This window comes from Streptomyces sp. NPDC046881 (assembly GCF_040645015.1).
In the GTDB taxonomy this organism is placed as follows: Bacteria; Actinomycetota; Actinomycetes; order Streptomycetales; family Streptomycetaceae; genus Streptomyces.
In genome coordinates this window covers 15471-36888 of the sequence record NZ_JBEYXJ010000043.1, presented here as the reverse complement: position 1 = coordinate 36888, position 21418 = coordinate 15471, and the positions used below count along the sequence as shown (strand labels likewise).

Genomic DNA, 21418 nt, shown 5'->3' with positions numbered 1-21418 from the left:
TACACAGCCGCCGGCGTCGAAGCGCCGCACCAGCTTCCGACGTGGTGGTCGCCCTGATCGCGCTGTGTCGGAGAGGGGAAGGTCCACCCCGGTGTCGTCCGTCGGGACGCGTGGAGGACGGTCCAGTACTGCCCTGGCAGCCCCGGGACGCGGCCACCCGGCGGCCGCGTCCCGCACCTCGTTACTCGAGGGAGCCTTCCCGTTCAACGTACGTCGCCCGCCCCTGTGGGTGCCAAGGTCGAACATGGCGGAGAGGCATCTCACCCGCTGGAACGCATGGTGGACGCATCTTTCCTGTTGTGCTTTGATCCGGGCCATGGAGACCACTGGCCCGGCGCACACGGTGCTGCTCGACCCGTTCTGGGTGAGTCGCCGCGCCGACCAGTTCGACCAGGTCTGTCGCTGATCGCTGTTCGACGGCTCGCGATTCCGCTCTTCTCTCTGTCTGCAGCCTTCTCTCGCCCTCAACCAGCCGCTCTCCGGGCGTAGCTGTGAGGCGCCCGCGTCAGCCCTGCCGTGAAGGAATCCCCCATGGCCCACTCCACAGCCCTGCCTGTCGTCGACACCTCCCGCTTCCGCGCCCCGGACACGGGCCGTGACGCCTTCCTCGCCGAGCTCCGCTCCGCCGCGCACGAGGTGGGCTTCTTCCACGTCACCGGTCACGGCATCCCCGCAGCACTGCGGGAGGGGGTACTGAGCGTTGCACGCAGTTCCGGGGTTATACGCGTACCGGCACCGAATACACGGCGGGCAGCGAGCGTGATCGGCTCCGATCAATGGCGCTGCACGCTACCGGAGTTGAGGGACATCGTGCTGCGCCGGCAGGCGGACGCGCTGCGGGTGAGCCGTGAGGTGCTGCGGGCGCCCGCGGCGACGCTCGGACAGGACGAGGGGTACCAGTGGTTCGACGGCGAGGCGGCCGCGCACGTGAAGATCGTGCACTGTCCTCCGCGCGCCGCCGAGGAGGCCGACCAGGGGGTCGGCGCGTACAAGGACCACGGCTACCTCGCCACTCAGCACCGCGTCGTGAGCCCGCCGTCGGGCGTTCACCGCTACTCGATTCCCTTCTTCCTCGGCCCGCGCCCGGACGTGGTCGTCGAGCCCCTGCACCTCCCTGAGGAACTGGTGGCGCCGAGCCGAGGTTCATCGACGCCCCGGACAACGGCGCGCCGCAGCACCGCCCCCGTCCGGTTCACGGCCACCGCAGTCCTGGCCGGACTGGCCGTGACGACGTGCGACTTCGTCGAGCTCGTGATCCCCAAGCCGCGCCGACGCGGCGTGTTCCGTACCCACGGCACGGGCCGCACGCTGCCCCACCACCTGCCCCTGCAGCGGCCGTCCCGGCAGGCATAGATGCTCCCGGGAGAAGACCGCGCCGCACGACGGGTGCTGCTGGTGTGCATGGCCGCGGGCGCCACGACCCTGCTGGACCAGGCCGTCCTGAACATCGCCGTGCCGAGCATGCGCGAGTCCGTCGGGGCCACCGGGGCGGACGTCCAGTGGATCGTGGCCGGGTACTCGTTGGCCTTCGGCCTGGCCCTCGTCCCCGGTGGCAGCCTCGGTGACCTGCACGGCCGCAAGCGTCTCTTCATGGCCGGGGTGGTGGTCTTCCTCCTGGCCGGGGTGACGGCCGCGACCGGAGGAGGGCCCGAGCCCCTGATCGGTGCCCGGCTGGTGCAGGGTGCCGCGGCCGGGCTCGTCAACTCGCAGGTGATCGGCACCATTCAGGATGTGTTCCACGGCCTGGCCCGTGGTCGCGCGCTAGGCCTGTACGCGGTCACAGGCGGTGTGGCCACGGCCCTCGGCCCACCGCTCGGCGGTGCGCTCGTCGCCGGGCTCGGCCCCGGGGCGGGCTGGCGGTGCTGCCTGTTGCTGAGCTCACCGTGCGCGGTGCTCACCCTGACCCTCGCTGCCCGATGGCTGCCCCCGCCCCGGCGCACCGCCCGCGACTCCCGGCTGGACGTCCTCGGCCTCGGTCTGCTCTGCGGCTGCACGCTGACACTGATGGTGCCCTTCATCCGCACTCCGGACAGCGGGGGAGCGGTGCTCGGGTGGGCCATCGCGGTGTGCGGGCCGGCAGCCGTCTTCGCCGTGCACCAGCATCTACGAGTACGACGGGGCCGTCCGCCGCTGGTGCACCCGGCGCTGACCTCGTCGAAGCCGTATGTGCTGGGTACGGCTGTCGCGATGGCTCAGTTCGGCTCCTCACTGGCCGCATTCCTCGTGCTCACCGTCTTCCTGCAGGACGGGCTCGGCCTGTCCGCCCTGCTCACGGCGGCGATCACTCTCCCCGGGGCGGCCGGAACGGGTATCTCCTCGGCCCTCGCCTGGCGGGTGGTACGACGGATCGGATCCCGTACGGTGACCGTCGGCCTGACTTTGGGCATCGGCGCCGCGCTGACGGGGGCGGCAGTCGCGCTCTGTCTGCCGACGGCGGTACTGCCGGTGGCACTGGCCGCAACGCAGTTGATGTCCGGCGTCGCCGGAGGTCTCACCGTCTCGCCCAACCAGGCTCAGGTGCTCCAGCACGCTCCGGCAGAGGCCGCGGGAGTAGGTGGCGGGATCCTGCAGATGGCCCAGCGCATCGCGGCGGCCGTCTGCCTCAGTGCCGTCCCCGCCGTGTATCTGCGCGCCGCTTCCGGTCCGCCGGAAGGCAGTCACCCCCGGGCCGGGTACGCGCTGGCCTCCTGTGTCTGCGCGGGCCTGCTCGCCGTGGCCCTGCTGCTGTCCCTGCTGCGCCGGGCCGCCACGCCGCGCCGCCCGTCGGCACTCGCGTCGGCGAACGGCGCCGTCGTGGTCCCCCGCCCCAAGGAGACGACCTGACCACCCGTGGCGCGGGTGCCGCACCCCGTCGGCACCTCACCCCATCGAAACCCAAGGAGAACACGTGAGTTCGAGCAGAACCCGGCCCGCCCTCGTCGTCCTGGGCGCGGCGGCGCTGCTGACCGCGTCCGCCGCCGTTCCACAGGCCTCGGCCGCCGGCCGTACGTCCACGGCTCTCGCCTGGTACGACGCGACAGCCGAGACCATCGCGACGGCCGGGGCGCCCACCCAGATCACCAACAGCCGTACGTGGTCCATCAGTTGGCTCGCAGCCGCGCGGGCCACCCGGAGCGTGCCCGCTGGTGTCGACCGCGGTGCGTATCGGGAGGCGGCGCTCGCCGGGGCCGTGCACCGCGCGCTGGTGTCGTTGGCCCCGAGCCGGACGGAGCAGCTCGATGCGAAGTTCAAGGAGACTCTCGACGCGATTCCCGACGGCCCGGCCGAAGAGCGGGGCGTCACGGCGGGAGAGCGACAGGCGGACCTCCTCCTCGCGTCGAGACAGGGCGACGGACTCGACCCCGCCTCGGTCAACGCACGCTATCCGGTGAAGCCCGCGGCGCCGGGCGTGTGGCAGCCGACGCCACCCGACTACGCGCCGGCGGCCCAGTACGGCAACCGTCTCGCCAAGCCGTTCCTGCTCAGGACGCAGAGCCAGTTCCGGCTCGGTCCGCCGCCCGCTCTGGACTCGCGGCGCTATGCCGCCGACCTTGCGGAGGTACGGGCGTACGGCGCCGTCGACAGTACGGTGCGCAGTGCCCGCCAAACCGAGACCGCCACCTTCTGGCTCGGCTCCTCCCTGACCCTCTACACCGAGCCCCTGCGGGTGGCGCTCTCCCGTACGGACCAGGGCATCGCCGGGCAGGCGCGGCTGGTCGCGCTGTTCCACGTGGCGCTGGTGGACACGCAGATCGCCACCTCCGACAGCAAGTACGCCCATGAACGCTGGCGTCCCGTGACCGCGATCCGCACCGGCAGCATCGACCCCGACCCCGACTGGACGCCGCTGCACACCACGCCGGCGCACCCGGACTACCCCAGTGGCCACAACACCTACGCGGGCGCCGCGCAGACCGTCCTGTCGGCACTCGCAGGTCCGCGTACCGCTCCGTTCGCACTGACCAGTCCCACCGCGCCGGGCGTGACCCGTACCTACACCACCTGGCGGCAACTCTCGGACGAGAACGTCGACGCTCGCGTCTTCTCCGGTATCCACACCCGGTCGGCCGACGAGGCGGGGATCACGCTTGGCACGAACGTGGCACGGCACGTCCTGCTGAACACGGGACGACTGCTCGCTCCGCGCTGACCCTCCGCGCACTCACCGGCTTCGCGGCGGCGGCGCTCACTCGAACGCCGCCGCCGCGTCACGCCGTGCCTTGGGCCACGACCGCCGGGGAGTCCGGTCCCGGTGCGCCTGGGCGGCAGGTGACCGAGCGGAGGGTGCCGGTGCGGCGGAAGACGCCATGCCGTTCGTGCAGCGGCCAGGAGACCGGCGACTTGCGAGTGATCATGCCCGACCCCGTGGGCGTGCCCTCACGGTCGTTGTTGCCGGAAGGTGGCGTGAGCGTGTCCCGAAGATGCGGAGACGTTCTCCGTGTCCGCAATGCAAGACCTGTCCGGGGAGTTCTTGACCAACCTGGTGGACATCTGCTGAACTCCCGAACCATGAACCCGCGCGTGGACCTGACCCGGCGGCGCCACATCGATCTGGCGCACGTCTCCAGCGCGTTTTGTTGTCGCTGACCCGGGAAGTGCTCCCCGGCGGCGGCCAGTGTGCGCCCATGGCGTGTGCCTGGCAGCGGCGGTGTGAAGCCGCCGACACTGCGATGTCCGCCCGCGGGATCGTCGTCTCCACCTCCTGAGGGCTCCCCCTCTCCTCTCCTCCTCGTGTGAGCCGGGAGCCTGTTCGCGCACGCCGACGCGGTCGCTGAGAACGCGGCTGTAGCGGTCCTGCGGCCACATGCTCTTCTCTCCGGTCCGCCCAGCCCAGCGTTCCGCGTGTGGTCGATCAGTCCTGCGCAGTACCAGCCCATTTCACCCAACGCCCCGATGTCCAGCACCCCTTGGCGTGCCCGTCTGCCCGGGAGGGACCCCTCATGCCTCCGTCCATCCGCAAACTCACCAGCCGCATCGGCGCGGTCGTCGAGGGCGTCGACCTCACCGCGCCGCCCGAACCCTCGACGGTCACGGCGCTCCGTGACGCCCTCAACGAGCACAAGGCGATCGTGTTCGACGACGTGAACCTCGACAACGCCGGTCAGGAGCAGGTGGCCGGCTGGTTCGGCGACCTCACCACCGCCCACCCGAACGTGCCGGCCGCCGACGGAACGACGAACGTGCTCGCCGTCGACAGCGAGACGTCCAAGGCCAACGAGTGGCACACGGACGTCTCCTTCGTGGTCAACCCGCCGCAGGTCACCACGCTGCGGTCGGTCGTGACCACCCCGTACGGCGGCGAGACGCTCATCGCGAACGCCACAACGGCCTACCGCGACCTGCCCGAACCACTGCGTGCCCTCGCGGACTCGCTGCGCGTCGTACACACCAACCAGTACGACTACGCCCGCCCTTCGGCCGCGACGGCGCAGCGGCAGGAGTACGACCGCGTCTTCGCCTCGACGCCCTACGAGGCCGAGCACCCGGTTGTGCGCCTGCATCCGCTGACGGGTGAACGCGGACTGTTCATCGGCGGGTTCGCCAAGCGCATCGTCGGCCTGTCGAACAGCGACTCGGCGGATCTGCTGCGCATCCTCCAGTCGTACGTGACCCGCCCGGAGAACATCCTGCGCTGGACCTGGGCGCCCAACCAACTGCTGATCTTCGACAACCGGATCACCCAGCACTACGGAGTGGACAACTACGACGACCACCCCCGCCGCCTCAACCGGGTGACGATCGCCGGAGACGTACCGGTCGGCGTCGACGGACGCCACAGCGAGCAACTCGTCGGCGACGCCTCGCACTACAGCAGCGTGCTGGCGGTGGCGGCATGACCGAGCTCAGCCTCAAGGCGCCCGCCGTCACCGAGAGCCCGGACACAGGGACGACGAGCGCGCGGCAACGCGAGGTCTTCCTACCGCGGGACGCCCGCCGCCGAACGTCGCTCAGCACAATCCGCGAACGCCTGCGCTGGCCGCTGGGCATCTACACGACTCCCGTCGTTGTCCTCCTCGCCTGGGAGGTACTCGCTCGGGCCGGAGTGGTGTCGAAGACCTACGCTCCGGCACCGACCTCGATCGTGAAGTCCGCCGCCGACCTGTGGCAGCAGGGCGTCCTCGGGCCCGACCTGGCCATCTCGCTGCAGCGAGCCGGTATCGGTCTCGCGATCGGTCTGACGGTGGGCATCGTCACCGGAGTGCTCGGCGGGCTGCTGCGCAGCGGAGAGTACCTGTTCAACGGCCTCGTACAGGTACTCAACACGATCCCTCTCCTCGCGGTGCTACCGCTGATGATCGTGTGGTTCGGCATCGACGAGCTCACGAAGGTGCTGCTGATCTCCTTCGGAGCCGGTGTCCCGATGTATCTCAACCTTTTCGCCGCGATCCGGGGCGTCGACCAGCGGCTGATCGAGATGGCACGCACGACGGGCGCGGGCACCTGGCGCCTGGTGACGCGCGTGCTGGTGCCCGGAGCCCTGCCGGGGTTCCTGGTCGGCCTGAGGTTCTCCCTCGCGTACAGCGTCCTGGGCCTCGTCGCCGCCGAAACCGTCAACGCCGACAAGGGACTCGGGTTCCTCATCACCCAGGGGCAGACCTATCTCCAGACCAACCAGGTCTTCGTGGGGCTGGTGATCTACTCGCTCCTCGGTCTGCTCGCCGACCAGTTCGTCCGGGCTCTCGAGCGGGTGCTGCTGCGGTGGCGACCCAGTTATGAGGCGTCATGAGCAGCGCAGTCGCGACCGAGCCCCGTCGGCAGACCGGGGTCGCCGTCGAGCAGGTGGTCCGTCGGTTCGGTGACCGGGTGGTGCTCGACCACCTCGACCTCACGATCGCCGACGAGGAGTTGGTGATCCTGCTCGGCCCGTCGGGCTGCGGCAAGAGCACCCTCCTGCGGCTGCTCGCCGGACTGGACCGGCCCGACGACGGGCGCGTGGAGGTCCCGGCGAAGCGTGCGATCGTCTTCCAGGCCGACCGGCTGCTGCCGTGGCAGCGGGTCCTGCGCAACGTCACGCTCGGCCTGCACGGGCCCGACGCGGAACAGCGTGCCCGCGACGTGCTTACCGAGGTCGGCCTCGACGGCCGCGAGAAGGCATGGCCCAAGGAGCTCTCCGGCGGCGAGGCCCAGCGGGTGTCGCTCGCGCGGGCACTGGTATCGGAGCCTGAACTCGTGCTGCTCGACGAGCCGTTCGCAGCCCTCGACGCCATCACCCGGCTGCGCATGCACGACCTCGTACGCGCCCTCCGGACCAAGCACCACGCAGCCATGCTGCTCGTCACCCACGACGTCGACGAGGCGATCGCCCTGGCGGACCGCATCGTCGTCATGAGCAACGGCCGCATCGGCACCTCGCACGATGTGCACCTCTCCGCCGCGGACCGCGAAGCGAGCGTCGCACGCGAGGAACTCCGCGCCCGGCTCCTGGAGGACCTCGGCCTCGCCGGCCGGCACTGATCTCCCCGAAAACCCTCAACCAGCACAGAAAGCACGACAACCCATGCGAAAGAGAACCACCAGACTCATCGGAACCGTCGGCTCGCTCGCCCTGGCGGGCACCCTGGTCGCCTGCGGATCGTCGTCGTCGGACACCGACGCGCCGCTGAGCAACGCCGCCGACACGAGCGACGCCAAGCACCCCGAGTGGAGCAAGTACACCTTCACCGTCGGCGACAACGGGGGTGACGGCAGCCAGGAGCTGGCGAAGATCACCGGCGTGTTCGACAACGCCCCGTACAAGGTGAAGTTCGCCCGCTTCACCTACGGCCCGCCGCTCGTGCAGGCCGCCGCCTCGGGCGACATCGACCTCGGCAGCGTCGGCGACGTGCCGCCGATCACCGGTGCCGCGAAGGAGTACGGCTTCAAGATCGTCGCCGTGAACCGCTCGCTCACGCCCGACCAGGCGGTCGAGAACATCATCGTGCCGAAGGGCTCGAAGCTGAAGACCGCTGCCGACCTCAAGGGCAAGAGGATCGCTGTTCCGCAGGGCAGTTCCGCCCACGGCCTGGCCCTGAACGCGCTGAAGAGCGTCGGTCTCACTCCCAAGGACGTCAAGCTCGTCTTTCTCGACCCGGCGGCCGGTGCGACGGCGTTCAACACCGGCAAGGTGGACGCCTGGTCGATCTGGAACCCGCAGTCGGCGATCGCGGTCAAGAACGGTGCGCGGGTTCTGGTGAAGGGTCTGCCGCCGATCGACCAGACGAGCAGCTACTACGTCGCGACCGACACGTCGCTGAAGGACAAGACCAAGCGGGCGGCCCTCACGGACGTCCTGAAGAGGCTCTCGCGAGAGTTCGCCTGGGCCGTCAAGAACCCCGACAAGTACGCGCAGGCGCTCTCGAAGGAGCAGGGCATCCCGCTGGCCGACGCCAAGGCGTCCCTGGCCGCCTACTCGAACCGGGTGACCCCGGTGGAGCAGTCGGACATCGGGCTCGAGCAGAAGCTCGCCGACGCCTTCCTGGAGGCGGGCCAGATCACCAAGAAGGTCGACGTCAAGTCGATCACCGACAACCTCCTCCCGGCCGGCTACGACAGCTCCAAGCTGAAGGTCACCTCATGAGCGGGAGACGGCGGCGGCTCCATCTCAACGCCTTCCTCATGGAAGCGGGCCACCACGAGGCGGCGTGGCGGCTCCCGGACAGCAACCCCCGGGCGGACTTCGACCTGCGGCACTGGATCGAACTGGCGCAGCTGGCCGAGAGCGCCAAGTTCGACTCGCTGTTCCTCGCGGACGGCCCCGCCCTCATCGGCACCGGCGAGTTCCGTCCGCCGGGCCAGCTCGAGCCGCTGACCCTGCTTACCGCGCTGTCCCAGGCGACCAGCAGGATCGGTCTCATCGCGACCGTGTCGTCGACCTACAACGAGCCGTACAACCTCGCCCGCCGGCTCGCGTCCGTCGACCACGTCAGCGGCGGCCGCGCCGGCTGGAACATCGTCACCTCGGCAGGCGCCGACGAGGCGGCCAACTTCGGCCTCGACGACCGCCCCGGCCACGCCGAGCGCTACGCCCGCGCCGACGAGTTCCTGAAGGTCGCCAAGGCACTGTGGGACAGCTGGGAGTCCGAGGCCGTCCTCGCGGACAGGGCCACGGGACGCTACGCCGACCCCGAGCGGCTGCACCGGCTCGGCCACCAGGGCACGTACTTCAAGGTGGCCGGCCCGCTCAATGTCGAGCGTCCGCCGCAGGGTCACCCGCTGCTCGTCCAGGCCGGCTCTTCCGAGGACGGCAAGGACTTCGCGGCCCGCCACGCCGAGGCGATCTTCACCGCGCACACGACGTACGAGCGCGCGGCCGCCTTCTACGCCGACATCAAGGCCCGCACCCGGGCCGCGGGGCGCGACCCGGACGGCGTCATCGTCCTGCCGGGCATCGTCCCGTACATCGGGTCGACCGAGGAGGAGGCCCGGGCGCTCGCGCGGCAGTTCGACGAGCTGCGCGTTCCGGAGTACGGGCTGCGCCAGCTGGCCGCCGTGTTCGAGACCGAGTCGTCGGTCTTCGCGCTCGACGAGCCGCTCCCGGACTTCATCCTGGCCAGGCCGAAGCTGGAGGGCTCGCAGAGCCGTTCCGACCTGATCATCGATCTCGCGGTGCGCGAGAAGCTGACGGTCCGGCAGATCATCTCGCGGCTCGGTGGCGGGCGCGGTCACTTCGAGTTCGTCGGCACGCCCGAGCAGATCGCGGACACCATCATCGCCTGGTTCGAGGGCGGTGCCGCGGACGGGTTCAACATCATGGCCCCTGCCCTGCCGTCGGGCCTGGCGGCCTTCGCCGAACACGTGCTGCCGATCCTGCGCGGCAAGGGCCTGTTCCGCGAGGAGTACGAGAGCACGACCCTGCGCGAGCACTACGGGCTCCCGGTCCCGGCGAACCAGTTCCATGGCTGACCCGCTTTCCATGCCTGACCCGCTCGCGACTCCCGCCGCTTCCACATCCCGGAGCGGCGGGAGTCCGCCCGCGCTGCGAGCCGAGGGCCTTCGCAAGACACACGAAGACGGCTGTACCGCGGTGGCCGGGCTCGACCTGGAGATACCGGACGGAGCCCTCTTCGGACGCTCGGCCCGAACGGCGCCGGGAAGACCACAGCAGCCCGCCCTCACCTGTCAGTTGCAGTCCCTCGGCCTGGTCCTGCCACGAGCTCGTCCAGGGATTCGTGATCGGCAGGCGTCGGCGCAGTCCCTGCCTCGGACAGCTCGGCCAGGGGGCGCCGGACGCTCAGGGTGGGGCGGGCAGCCGGCGGCCCCACCCCGCCCTGCCCTGGGGGGCGTCATCGCAGCGGGACACCCCACCGCACCTGTTCCCGGATACGGCTCTTGAGGAGTTTGCCCCCCGCGTTGCGCGGGAGCGCCTCGGTGACGACGGTGGCGTACTGGGGGACCTTGAAGTCGGCGAGCAGATCCCGGCAGTGTGCGATGACGTTGGGAAGGTCGATCTCGTCCCGGGCGCCGTAGAGGACGGCTCCCACCTTCTCGCCCATCACATCGTCGGGCACACCGAGGACCGCGGCGTCGGCCACACCGGGCGCGGAGAGCAGGGCGGCTTCGACCTCCACGCTGGAGACGTTCTCCCCGCCCCGGTTGATGATGTCCTTGACCCGGTCGACGATGTGGACGCGTCCGGCCTCGTCCACCCGGACGATGTCACCGGTGTGCAGCCAGCCGTCCACGACCGTCGCCACCGTGGCCCCCGGCCTGTTCCAGTAGCCGGCCGTCACGTTGGCACCGCGGACCACCAGCTCGCCGAGGTTCGGATCGTCACCGATGGGGAGGACACCGAGGTCCACCGAGGGCACCGCGTATCCCACGGAATCGGCGTGCTCGGCGGCGTCGTCGTCCGGCAGGACGGTGATCAGCGCGGCCGTCTCGGTCATGCCGTACCCATTGAGGACCCTGGCCTGCGGGAACGCCTCGCGGAGAGCCTGCACCAGGACGGGTGCGATCGGCGCGCCCCCGTACGCCACCGTGCGCACCCCGGACACATCGGCACCGGCGAAGGCCCGGTGGCGCAGCAGCAGGGCGTACACCGCGGGCACGGTGACCAGGAAGGAGATCCGCTCGGTCGTGATCGCCTCCGTCAGAGCCGGCAGGTCCAGCGTCGGCATGATCACGGACGTGCCGCCGATGTAGGCCGCGACCAGGAGTTGTGCGTTGCAGGCGGTGACGTGGAACAACGGCACGGAGATCAGGGTCCGCAGGCCGGAACCCGTGTCGCGCGGTATGCCGAGGCAGCGGATCGTGTTCTCGACGCTGGTGACGAACGCCTCGTGGGTGGTGGGCACCCCCTTGGGATGTCCGGTCGTCCCCGAGGTGTAGAAGAGCATGGCGACATCGTCACGGTCGGGGTCCGCCGTCACGTACGGCACCCCGTCGGGCAGGGGCGCGTCGGCCGGCAGGTCGACCCGCACGCCGGCGTCCTCGAGGACGAACTCGACCTCCGGCTGCGCGGACCGCGTGTTCACCGCGACGGCGATGCCGCCGGCCATGACCGTGCCCCAGAAGGCGAGCACCCAGTTCGTGCCCGCCGGGTACCGTACGGCCACCCGGTCCCCGTGTGCCACGCCGAGAGCGCGAAGACCGCCGGCGACGCGCATGGCGCGTTCCCACAGCTGTCTGTACGTGAGTCGGTCCCCGCCGATCTCGACGAGCGCCTCGGCGTCGGGCCGTACCTCGACGTGATGACGGAGAAGGTCGAGCAGGGTCGCGGGCACGTTCGCGTAGTGGGGGACGCCACCCGCGTCCCTGATCAGGCCGTCCTGGGGGAAGGGGTCACGTGCCCGCGTGAGGGGGATGATGGGCTGGGGCATTGCAGCGGCTCTCCTAGGAAGTGCGTTGACCGTGGACATGTGCGGTGGCCGGGGTGGTCAGGAACTCGGTCTGGCAGCGGTAGGTGATTGCGGGTGTGGGACGCCGTACGCGCCGTCGACGATGATGAGGAGGGGCATCCGGCTGATCCACGCGGCGTCGCTTCCCGGCACGTCCTTGTAGGGGGAAATGATCAGTGCCCCGATGGCGAGGGACGCGATGAGCACGAGCGAGCTGTAGCCGGAGACGGCCGGGAAGCGGCCGACGGCGGGGTCCTTGCCGCTTGCTGCGAAGGGGAGCCGGGAATGCGGCCGTGACCAGCAGCCGGGTGATGGCCGCGATGGCCATCATCGCGATGCCGACGACACCGATGGCGGCCTTCTTCCCAGTTCCCGGCTCCGGCCGGAGGGCCACGGAAGCTGCGGTCGTACGGAGTCCATCGCCTTGTTCCACTGCAACCTCCTTGTCGGCAGCTACGCGTCGGGCCCGCAGGGGCGGGCGCTGTGGGTCGAAGGGTGCGCGCCTGCGCTCGTCGCCGGGCGCGGGGGAGGCGCGTGCATCGGCCGCCGTCGGGTCAGCTGATGGTGCGACCGCGGAAGACAGCCGGAACAGAGATCATGCGCAGGTCGCAGGGCCTGCGCCGGCAGAGCTTCCGCGCGGAAGGCGCTGCCGTGGTGGCGCGGTCCGAAACGATTACGGGTCCGTCTCAGGCTGTCAACCGGCCGGCCGGTACGGGGGTGGCCGTGTACGGCGGTGGTCGCCGGGTGAGGTGCCTTGATGCGGACCTTACTCCCACGAGCTGCTCTAACGCTAGTAACCTTGCCTTAACGAATGTGCTACACCTGGTGAGCCGGCGGCCGTCGATGTGATGGGTGGCGGCGCCGCGGGCTCTCGATGCCGCGGCGGGCGACCCGTGGTGTGAACCCGCGGCCAGGGCGGGAAGCGCGCGGGCGTCGTCGGTGCTTCCGCGCCGTTGTCGACGAGATGGCGCACCGCGCTGACGCGACTGCCGGTGGCGGCAGCCCCCCCCCGGCCGTGTGTCCCGACCGGTCGCCCCGCGTTCCCGGCGACCGGGCCTCTCGCTCCTCGCCGGCCCCGGCATCCGTGAGCTGTCGAGAGGCCCTTCTCCCGTGCCTCCGAACCGGCAGCTCGCCCGGTCCGGGCTGCTGCTCGAACCCCGTCGGCCGCCCGGGGGAGGGGGGCAGTCGGTCGAGCGGTGACGGCGACAGGCGACAGCACCCATGCCGAGGTCCGCTGCCTCGGCGAGCAGGTCATGGCCACCCAGGCCGTACTCGCCCTCCCTCACGTATCGGCGTGAGGGGGAAAAGGGTCACTGTGCCGGTGCGAGGACACTGCGGACGAGCACCGCCACGTCGCGGCGGATGTCGTCGCGCGACCGTCCCGACGCGAGCAGTTCGTCGATGACGTCGACCCGCAGTCCACCGAGTAGCACGTGTGCGACGTAGTCGGCTGACTCGGCCGCTGCGGAGTCGGTCTGCTCGATCAGTGAGCGGAGCGTGGTGTGCATCCACACGTAGTCCGGCGCCTGCAGCATTCCGGACACCTCGCGGGCCGCAGTGAGGTGCGGGTTGTTGAACTTGAACGAGACCAGCTCGTCGAAGAGCGCCAGGATCCTGTCGAGTGGCGGCGCCTTGGGGCCGAGTGGGGAATCCGGCCTTTCGAGCTCCGCGCGCAGGGGCGCCGCTCGGGCGGCGAAGAGCGCGTCGAGCAGTCCGTCGCGGCTGCCGAAGGCGCGGAACAGGGTGGCCTTGCCGACGCCCGCCGCGGCGGCGATGTCGTCCATGGAGACCGACTTCGGGGCGTCGGCGTCGGCGAACAGGGCATCGGCCGCCGCGAGGACGAGCTCGCGCGGGAAGGGCGGCCTCCCGGGCCGCCGGGACTTTGTTTCGGACTCACGGTCCGTTATGGTGTCAGGGTGTTTCGGACTCACGATCCTAAATTCTAGTGGAGGTCACCGTGTACACCACCGAAATCCCCTCGTGGCTGTCCGCCGCCACGGCAGGCCTGGCCTCGGGAGACATCGAGGCCTGGCTGGACGTGTTCGCCGACGACGGGGTCCACGAGTTCCCCTTCGCCGAGGAGGGGGGGCTGGAGCGCCTTGAGGGCAAGGACGCCATGAGGGCCTACATGTCCGAGCTCCCGAAGTTCGTCCGCTTCGGCTCTTTCCATGACGTGCGGGTGCGGGAGGTCGGCGACGACACGGTGGTGGAGGCTGACGGCCACCACTGGGACGCCGTCACCGGTGCTCCGTACGCCATGCGCTACGTCTCGGTCATCACCCGGCGTGAGGGCAAGGTGACGCTGCTGCGCGACTACATGGGCCGGCGTCGGCCCCGGTCCGAGGAGAACTGACGCACGTCTTCGTCACCGGCGGCGCGGGATTCGCCGGCTCTGCGGTCGTCGGTGGCCTGCTCGCCGCCGACGACCAGGTCCCGTTCCGAGTGGCGTGGGTGAAGACGGCACCAGCGCCGACTCACGCACGGTGCGAGTCGCTGGCCGAGCCACCCGAGGGACCGGCCCACGCCCCCGCCCTGGGTCCCGCCCAGGGGGAGGTCGGAAGGCCGGGGGTCCGGCTCGGCGACGAGGACGAGAGCGACACCACGGGTGACGGCTGTGGAGAGTCACCGTCGGCGGTTCCGGGATCCGGCTGCTGACCTGGGCTAGGTGGGGCCGGGCGCGCGAACGGGCGTGCCCGGCCCCACGCCTGTGTCCGTGGCCCGCACGGACGAGGTGATGCGCAGGTCCTTCGGTCCTCCCCCCGTGGCGATGGCCCGGACCCCACTGCGGCCCCTCGACGGCAAGGGCAGCGACAGTGACGGCCCGTCAAGGAGGCGTTTTCCCCGCGAGCGGCACGTTGTTGCATCAGGAGCCGGACCTGCCGCCCTTGCCGACGGTGACCGCCGCATCGTCCGCCGCAGACGCGCGGGTCGGCGACGACCCGTCCCTCGCTCAGGAACTCGCCGTGAGCGCCGAAGGGGTGGCTTTGTTCACGAGAACCGGTTCTGGCACAGCTTCCGTGCAGTGACCACGGTGAGTGACGGCTGGGCGTCGCCGGGCAGCGCTCGAAGTCGCCCAAAAAAAGCGGTGGTCAGGGCAGTTGGGCTGACAGTGCGGGGCTGTGGAAGAGGTGGTGCTCCGGCTGAAGGAGCTGTTGTTCCCGTCGATCGCGAACGTCGCGGTGCTGTCGGTGGACGTGAGCATCGCGATGGTGCGTGTTGACGCGAAGTGCACCACGATTGGCGCCGTCTGCCCGGAATGCGGGACCTGGTCGACCCGCGTTCACAGTTCCTACCTGCGCTTTCCTGCCGACGTGCCCAGTGCCGGGCGGAGGGTCGTGCTGCAGCTTCGCGTCCGGTGGTTCCGGTGCCGGACGACCTTGTGTCGGCGCCGGACCTTCGTGGAGCAGATATCCGGCCTGACCCGCAGGCATGGTCAGCGCACGGAACGACTGCGCTCGACCCTCGCGGCACTCGGTCTCGCCCTGGCTGGCCGGGCCGGCGCCCGGCTGGCCGCCGTCCTCGGCGTGTCCGTGAGCCGGAGCACTGTCTTGCGCCTGGTCAACGCGCTGCCCGAGCCGGAAGTGCCGGCGCCGCGGGTGGTCGGCGTCGACGAGTACGCCACGCGCAAGGGCCGCCACTATGGCACCGTCCTCGTGGATGTCGAAACCCGCCGTCCAATCGATCTCCTCCCGGACCGGGAGGCATCCAGTCTGGCGGCATGGCTCGCCAAGCGGCCAGGCGTCGAGGTGGTCTGCCGGGACCGGGCACCGTTCTTCGCCGAGGGCGCCGCCGCCGGAGCGCCGCAGGCCATCCAGGTCGCGGACAGATGGCACCTCTGGCACAACCTGAGCGAAGCAGCCGAGCGGAGTGTTGTCCAGCATCGCCGCTGCCTGCACGTTCTGACACCCGAGTTACCTGAGCCCCAGCCTGTGACAGTCCCAGCCGCGGGCCAGACCGAGTCGCCATGGCCACGCGGGCACCGGTTCGCCGACCGGACCCGGTCCCGGCACGCAGCCGTGCACGCCCTGCTGGAGGCAGGCCACAGCCAACGCTCGATCCAGCGACAACTCGGGATGACCTGGCGGACCGTCAAACAGTTCGCGAACGCCGCGAAGCCGGAGGACCTCTTCACCGGCCAATGGCAGAACCGGCCCTCCGTTCTCGACGACTACAAGCCCTACCTGGACGACCGCTGGAACGAGGGTTGCACCAACGCCTGGAAACTCTGGGAGGAGATCCTGCCCCTCGGCTACAAAGGCAGCTACCAGCGCGTCCGCGCCTACCTGCACGACAAACGCACCTCGCCACGGCCGGTGGCTGCCAGGCCGCCCTCGCCCCGCGCCGTGGCCGGATGGATCCTCCGGCACCCGGATACCCTCACCGGGTCCGAGCAGCTCCAACTCAAGTCCGTCCGCACACGCTGCCCCGAACTCGACGCCCTGACCGGTCACGTCCGGTCCTTCGCAACCATGCTCACCGAGCGCCGAGGCGAACGCCTGCCGGACTGGCTCGACGCCGTCCGGCAGGACGACCTTCCCAGCCTCCACACTCTCGCTGCGGGCATCGACCGAGACCTCGATGCCGTCCTTGCCGGCCTGACCCTGCCCTGGAACTCCGGAGTCGTGGAAGGCCACGTCAATCGGATCAAGATGCTGAAGCGTCAGATGTTCGGCCGCGCTGGCTTTGACCTCCTGCGTAAACGAGTCCTGCTGGCGTGACGTCCTAGACCGGCTCCTCATACGCATCGATCTCGGAGGGCACACGAGCAAGCAACGGCTCTAGGTGCCCCTCCATGGCGGCGAGCCACTCGTCGAGGTCCACGTCGGCGTCATGGAAGAACCAGGAGTTGAAGCTTCCCAGGGCGTCCAGGGCGGGTTCGCACTTGTAGCGGAGTTCGCAATGAATCTGTACGTAGTGGTCGTGCTCACCGCCGTCGTCGCTGATGTCGAACTGTCGCGCGAGGTCCACCGTGAACATCGGACGCCCGCTGAAGGCGTACCTGCCGTACTGGATGAGCAAGCCGTCTGAGTCGGGGGTGGGCGCGGTGGCAAAGCGCTGCCGCGCGAATCGCATGAAGGCCAGCCATGCAGCCCGCGTGGTCAACTCGGTCTTCGCCGATCGCTCGACCTCCAGCTCGGCACGCAGGACATCGAGGGTTTCCTCTATCCGCGGTCTGTCGTGCACGTCAGCTCTCCCCGGTTCGTGAATCAGCACCCTAACCTCGTAGGGCCGGATCAAATTCAGTCCTGACCAGTGAGGCAGCCACCTCCCGGCTCGCAACGCTCAGTCACTGCTGCACGGAACCTGTGCCAGAACCGGTTCTGGTGAACAGAGCCAAAGGGGACTGGTCCGCGCACCGCTACGGCTGGTGGGTCTTCAGGTGTTCATCTTCCTCGGCTGGCCGGCGAACTGCGTGCGGACAGCCTTCGGTCGGACAGCCTTCGGTGCACCGGCGAGACAGGGAGGCTGCTCCCTTGCGGGACGGGATCAGCACGACGAGAGGGATTCCGGGGGCGCACCGGTCTGGCCGCACCGACTCGCACCACGCCGAGCCGGCCGGCATCGGTGTTCAGGGCGGCGGGACAGCTTGCCGTGGCCGCGGCGGGCCTCCGGGCCGCGGTGCGCCTGTGCCGCTTCGGCACGAGGACACGTGCGCCAGACCAGCAGGGGTGACCTGGCCGTAAGCGTCCAGGCTCGCCGACTACCGCAGTAGTTGCAGGACTTGGCACCCGGAGTCGGTGCTGGAGCGGACGCCGCGCCGCACCGCGGGCGACGGCCGGACGCACCGCGAGGACGCCGACGCTGCTCGGCGGTGCCGTGAAGGAACAGGGTCCGCCTCTCCTGTACACCCAGCTCTCCCGGTACGCGGGACACCGTCCGAACGACCGTGCCGTGCGAGGCGGGCTGCCTCGCACGGCACGGTCCCGGGCTTGACCGCCGGCCGGTCGAGCGGGGGGAGGGGGGTACTCGCTGTAGCTGCCGCCGACGGCCGCGCGGAGGACCTCGTCGCCGGCGAGGGTGTCCGCTCTTTCACCGGTTGTGTCGACGGAGTCCGCCGCGTCCAGGCCGGGCCTCACGAGGAGAGAGGCGGGGGCACGGCCGGCCATCAGGCCGGACGGAACCTCGGTCGACCGGATTCACGCAGGCGGGCCGCAGCCGGTGCCGGACCTGGTCGAGAAGACCACAGGCGCTCCGACCCGCTCCACGGCCCTGTCGGCGGTCTCGCCCCCTCAGGAGGTGAGGGCGGGGTAATCGGTGTAACCGCGGTGGTCGCCGCCGTAGAAGGTGGACGGGTCCGGGGTGTTGAACGGACCGCCGGCGGCGAGACGGCGCGGCAGGTCGGGGTTGGCCAGGAACAGCGCCCCGAACGCCACCATGTCCGCGGTGCCGTCCTCGACCAGCTTCAGTGCGTCGGGGCCGGTGACGTCCGGGAAGGTGAAGGGGTTCAGGACGAACGTGCCGGGCCATGCGCCGCGCAGCGACCGGGTCAGGTCGCGGTCCGGCCCCTCCACCAGGTGCAGGTAGGCGAGGTCCAGGCCGGCGATCCGGCCGAGCAGGGCGGAGTAGGTCTCGCCCGGGTTGTCCTCGGCCATGTCGTTGAACGGAATCCCGGGCGCGATCCGCAGGCCGACGCGGTGGCCGCCGATCGCCTCGGCCACGGCGGTGGTGACCTCGACGGCGAAGCGGATCCGGCCCTCGACGTCGCCGCCCCAGGCGTCGTCGCGCCGGTTGGTGTTGGGGGCGAGGAACTGGTGGATCAGGTATCCGTTGGCACCGTGTATCTCGACGCCGTCGAACCCGGCCTCGATCGCGTTGCGGGCCGCGGTCGCGTAGTCCTCGATCGTCTGGCGGATCTCCGCCTCGCTCAGCTCCTTCGGAACCGTGAAGTCCTTCGGACCCTCGTGGGTGAAGACCTGACCCTCGGCGGCCACCGCTGACGGTGCCACCGGCACCAGGCCGTCGGGCAGCAGGCTGGGGTGACCGATCCGGCCGCTGTGCATCAACTGGGCGTAGATCACGCCCCCCTCGCGGTGGACGGCTTCGGTCACGTTCTGCCAGGCCTTGACCTGCCCGGGCGTGTGCAGGCCAGGGGTGTCGGGGTAGCCCTGGCCGACCACTGAGGGCTGGATGCCCTCCGTGACGATCAGCCCGGCGCCGGCGCGCTGCGCGTAGTACGTCGCCATCAACTCGGTCGGCTCCGCGCCGGGTCCGTAAGCGCGGCTCCGTGTCATCGGGGCCATCACGACACGGCTGGTAAGCCGCTTGCCGCCCAGGTCGATCGAGTCGAATGCAGTGGTCATGGTCTTTCTCTTTCTCTTTCGTTCTCATGAAGCGGTCGGCGGCCGGGAGAAGGTGAGTACCGGCCTACGACCGAGGTGGTCAGCACCCGGTGAGGGTGACCACGCTCGCGGGTTCGGACATGCGCGTGAGAAGGCCGGGGAGCCCCCTGTGCTCGGCGGACCGGTGCACCGTGTCGGGCTGCGAGACGATTCCGCTGCCCCGCCCATTCGGCGCGGTCGTCGGGCGTCCGTGGACGGCGGTGCCGAAACCCAGGCCCCGCAGCGTGGGCGCGGCGGTCAAGCCGGCGAGGATGACACCGGGCACCCGCGTCGTCAGTCGTGCGCGTGCGGGAGGGTCTCCGCGAGCCAGTCGAACATCCTCTGGTGGGCGAGCGAGAGCGCACCGACATGGCAGTGCTCGCCGGCTCCCTCGCTGGTGGTGAATCGGACGAGGGTGGTCGGCGCGGTCATGGCCTTGGCGAGCGCATCGGGCTGGCCGCCCGAGAAGTGGTCCTCTTCGGCGTCGAGGATCATCGTCGGGGTCCTGATCAAGTGTGCGGTGTCGGCGATGGAGTAGGCCTTGGTCTGCCGGATGAAGTCGGCGTAAGTCCCACCGCCGCCGACCGTCCATCGCCCGTGGTTCAGGCCCCAGCGCGTCGTCGTGCTGACTCGGGTCAACTGCTGGAGGGCGCGGTTCGGGATGGTGTCGCTGTTGCGGTTGATGAGCTGCATCATCGGGGCCGGGATCGCCTTGATGTACACCTGGTGCCAGTCGAGCAGGCCGTCGTTGAGGAGCAGTGCCGCGGCGCGGTGGTCGGTCACCGCGGCGCGTGCGACGAGGTAGGCCCCGAAGCTGTAGCCGAAGTGCACGATCGCGTCGGCGTCGACCGCGGGGTGCGCGACGGCGTAATCGACGACCGGTCCGAGGACGTTCTCCCAGTCGGGCCGGAACGCGAGACCTTGTTCACGGATGACCGCTCCCTGGCCGGGGCCGTCATAGGCGAGGACGTTGTAGCCGCGTCGGATCGCCGCCGCGGCGATGGCGAACCAGGACTCCTCGGCCGTGGAGTCGTAGCCGTTGGTGTAGATCACGGTGGGGCGCGCTACCGGCTTGTCGTCGACGAGGAACAGGTAGCCGGGCAGTTCCGTGTCGCCGTAGGGAATCGAGATCGACGTGGCCGGGGTGTCGAAGAGTTCGATGGCGTGCCGGAACATCTCACGGGAGAGCCTGGAAAGGCGCAGCACCTCACCGTCGTTCGCCGGCGACTCCCTCTGGAAGAACTCGGCGTTCCGGTAGTAGTTCGAGGCGCGCAGATAAGCCTCGCGGGCACTGACCCGCTGGCCGGCCAGACCGGCCGACCGCGCGATGGACGCGACCCGGTCGGCCGTCGCCGTCCATGCCTGCATCCAGGACGCGTCGTCTCCGGCACGGACGCCTCGCATCGTCGCCACGATCTCACCGACGTCGCCGCCCGAATAGACACCGGCACCGACGGCGCGCAGAGCCTCGAACGCGTACGCCTCGTCGTTGATGAGGAACGACATGCCACCACCTCTAAACGCTAGAAATCTTTCGTTAACGGTGACCGTAGCTTGACCCGACCAAGCGGTCAAGTAACCTGGTGACGGGCTTGGGCTGACGGAGGAGGCACGTGTGACCCGACCGAAAAACGAGACGGTGTCCCCGGGCGCCACCGTCAGGACTCGGCCGGGTGGCCGCTCGGAGCGGGTGCGCATCGCGGTGATGGACGCGGCGGTCAACCAGCTGGCCACTCATGGCTACAACGCCCTCTCGATCGCCAATGTCGCCCGCGAGGCCGGGGTCGCCGAGACCACCGTGTACCGGCGCTGGCCGACCCCGGCGGATCTGGCGGGGGGTGCGGTGGCCCATCTCGCCCAGACGGACAATCCCGTGCCCGACACCGGCACGCTGGAGGGTGATCTGCGCACCCTGCTCTCTCAGATCATCAAGCTGGTGCACCGCCCGGAAGTCGAGCGCATCCTTCGTGCCGCCGCGGCACTCGACGGCGGCAACGCCATGTCCGCGCACGCCCGGGAGTCGTTCTGGCGGACACGGTTCACCGGTGCCGGGCGCATCGTCGAGCGAGCCGTCGAGCGCGGCGAACTGGCCGCCGGCACGGACCCCGACGCCGTGATCGAACTACTCGTCGCCCCGGCGTACATGCGTCTCCTGCTCACGAACCGCCCGCTCGACGACGAGCTGCTCGACGGGTCCGTGCGGCGGACCCTGAAAGCCTTCGACGCCGCACAGAAGTCCGCGTAGCGGATACCGGTCGTCGCCCATGCGGCAACCTGGCCATCGGGTGCTCCGACCGAGTCGAA

General features: G+C 70.1%; 16 protein-coding genes. 11 read left to right on the top strand and 5 right to left on the bottom strand.

The window, feature by feature from the left end; all coding sequences use genetic code 11:
* Positions 1–531 precede the first annotated feature (531 nt).
* From ABZ923_RS21280 to ABZ923_RS21245, 8 genes are all read left to right on the top strand, one after another.
* Positions 532–1353: a 2-oxoglutarate and iron-dependent oxygenase domain-containing protein gene (locus ABZ923_RS21280; protein ID WP_361473995.1), complete on the top strand. Its 822-nt coding sequence runs from the start codon at positions 532–534 to the stop codon at positions 1351–1353.
* The gene (locus ABZ923_RS21275) at positions 1354–2823 is read left to right on the top strand and encodes an MFS transporter (protein ID WP_361473992.1); all 1470 of its coding nucleotides are present in this window, start codon (positions 1354–1356) and stop codon (positions 2821–2823) included.
* Positions 2824–2887: 64 nt separating this feature from the next.
* Positions 2888–4129, top strand: a complete 1242-nt coding sequence (locus ABZ923_RS21270; RefSeq protein ID WP_361473989.1) for a vanadium-dependent haloperoxidase — start codon at positions 2888–2890, stop codon at positions 4127–4129.
* Positions 4130–4919: 790 nt separating this feature from the next.
* Positions 4920–5816: a TauD/TfdA family dioxygenase gene (locus ABZ923_RS21265; protein ID WP_361473986.1), complete on the top strand. Its 897-nt coding sequence runs from the start codon at positions 4920–4922 to the stop codon at positions 5814–5816.
* Entirely contained in the window at positions 5813–6706 is an 894-nt protein-coding gene (locus tag ABZ923_RS21260) for an ABC transporter permease (protein ID WP_361473983.1), read from the top strand. The genes ABZ923_RS21265 and ABZ923_RS21260 overlap by 4 nt, the downstream gene beginning before the upstream one ends.
* Positions 6703–7434 carry an ABC transporter ATP-binding protein gene (locus tag ABZ923_RS21255; protein WP_361473980.1) on the top strand — a complete coding sequence of 244 codons (732 nt, stop codon included), beginning with the start codon at positions 6703–6705 and terminating at the stop codon, positions 7432–7434. Before ABZ923_RS21260 ends, ABZ923_RS21255 begins: the two co-directional genes overlap by 4 nt.
* Before the next feature lie 43 nt (positions 7435–7477).
* The gene (locus tag ABZ923_RS21250) at positions 7478–8536 is read left to right on the top strand and encodes an aliphatic sulfonate ABC transporter substrate-binding protein (protein WP_361473977.1); all 1059 of its coding nucleotides are present in this window, start codon (positions 7478–7480) and stop codon (positions 8534–8536) included.
* The gene (locus ABZ923_RS21245) at positions 8533–9861 is read left to right on the top strand and encodes an LLM class flavin-dependent oxidoreductase (protein ID WP_361473975.1); all 1329 of its coding nucleotides are present in this window, start codon (positions 8533–8535) and stop codon (positions 9859–9861) included. Before ABZ923_RS21250 ends, ABZ923_RS21245 begins: the two co-directional genes overlap by 4 nt.
* Positions 9862–10241: 380 nt before the next feature.
* Here the strand turns inward: ABZ923_RS21245 and ABZ923_RS21240 are convergent, their stop codons facing one another.
* The gene (locus ABZ923_RS21240) at positions 10242–11777 is read right to left on the bottom strand and encodes an AMP-binding protein (RefSeq protein WP_361473972.1); all 1536 of its coding nucleotides are present in this window, start codon (positions 11775–11777) and stop codon (positions 10242–10244) included.
* A 1328-nt stretch (positions 11778–13105) separates the two neighbouring features.
* Positions 13106–13726 carry a TetR/AcrR family transcriptional regulator gene (locus tag ABZ923_RS21235; RefSeq protein ID WP_361473969.1) on the bottom strand — a complete coding sequence of 207 codons (621 nt, stop codon included), beginning with the start codon at positions 13724–13726 and terminating at the stop codon, positions 13106–13108.
* Positions 13727–13752: 26 nt separating this feature from the next.
* Between ABZ923_RS21235 and ABZ923_RS21230 the strand changes: the two genes are divergently transcribed.
* Together ABZ923_RS21230 and ABZ923_RS21225 are read left to right on the top strand one after the other, a co-directional pair.
* Entirely contained in the window at positions 13753–14148 is a 396-nt protein-coding gene (locus tag ABZ923_RS21230; protein ID WP_361473966.1) for a nuclear transport factor 2 family protein, read from the top strand.
* Positions 14149–14914: 766 nt separating this feature from the next.
* On the top strand, positions 14915–16513 hold the full coding sequence (locus ABZ923_RS21225; RefSeq protein ID WP_361473963.1) for an ISL3 family transposase: 1599 nt from the start codon (positions 14915–14917) through the stop codon (positions 16511–16513).
* A 4-nt stretch (positions 16514–16517) separates the two neighbouring features.
* On the opposite strand, the gene ABZ923_RS21220 is transcribed toward ABZ923_RS21225, so the two are convergent.
* The 3 genes from ABZ923_RS21220 to ABZ923_RS21210 form a co-directional block, all read right to left on the bottom strand.
* Positions 16518–16979, bottom strand: coding sequence for a hypothetical protein (locus tag ABZ923_RS21220; RefSeq protein WP_361473960.1), 462 nt, complete (start codon positions 16977–16979; stop codon positions 16518–16520).
* A 1046-nt stretch (positions 16980–18025) separates the two neighbouring features.
* Positions 18026–19096 carry an alkene reductase gene (locus tag ABZ923_RS21215; RefSeq protein WP_361473958.1) on the bottom strand — a complete coding sequence of 357 codons (1071 nt, stop codon included), beginning with the start codon at positions 19094–19096 and terminating at the stop codon, positions 18026–18028.
* A gap of 312 nt (positions 19097–19408) precedes the next feature.
* Positions 19409–20620, bottom strand: coding sequence for an alpha/beta hydrolase (locus tag ABZ923_RS21210; protein WP_361473955.1), 1212 nt, complete (start codon positions 20618–20620; stop codon positions 19409–19411).
* Positions 20621–20729: 109 nt separating this feature from the next.
* Here ABZ923_RS21210 and ABZ923_RS21205 point away from each other — a divergent pair, with 109 nt between their 5' ends.
* Entirely contained in the window at positions 20730–21359 is a 630-nt protein-coding gene (locus tag ABZ923_RS21205; protein WP_361473952.1) for a TetR/AcrR family transcriptional regulator, read from the top strand.
* The last annotated feature ends 59 nt before the right edge of the window (positions 21360–21418 follow it).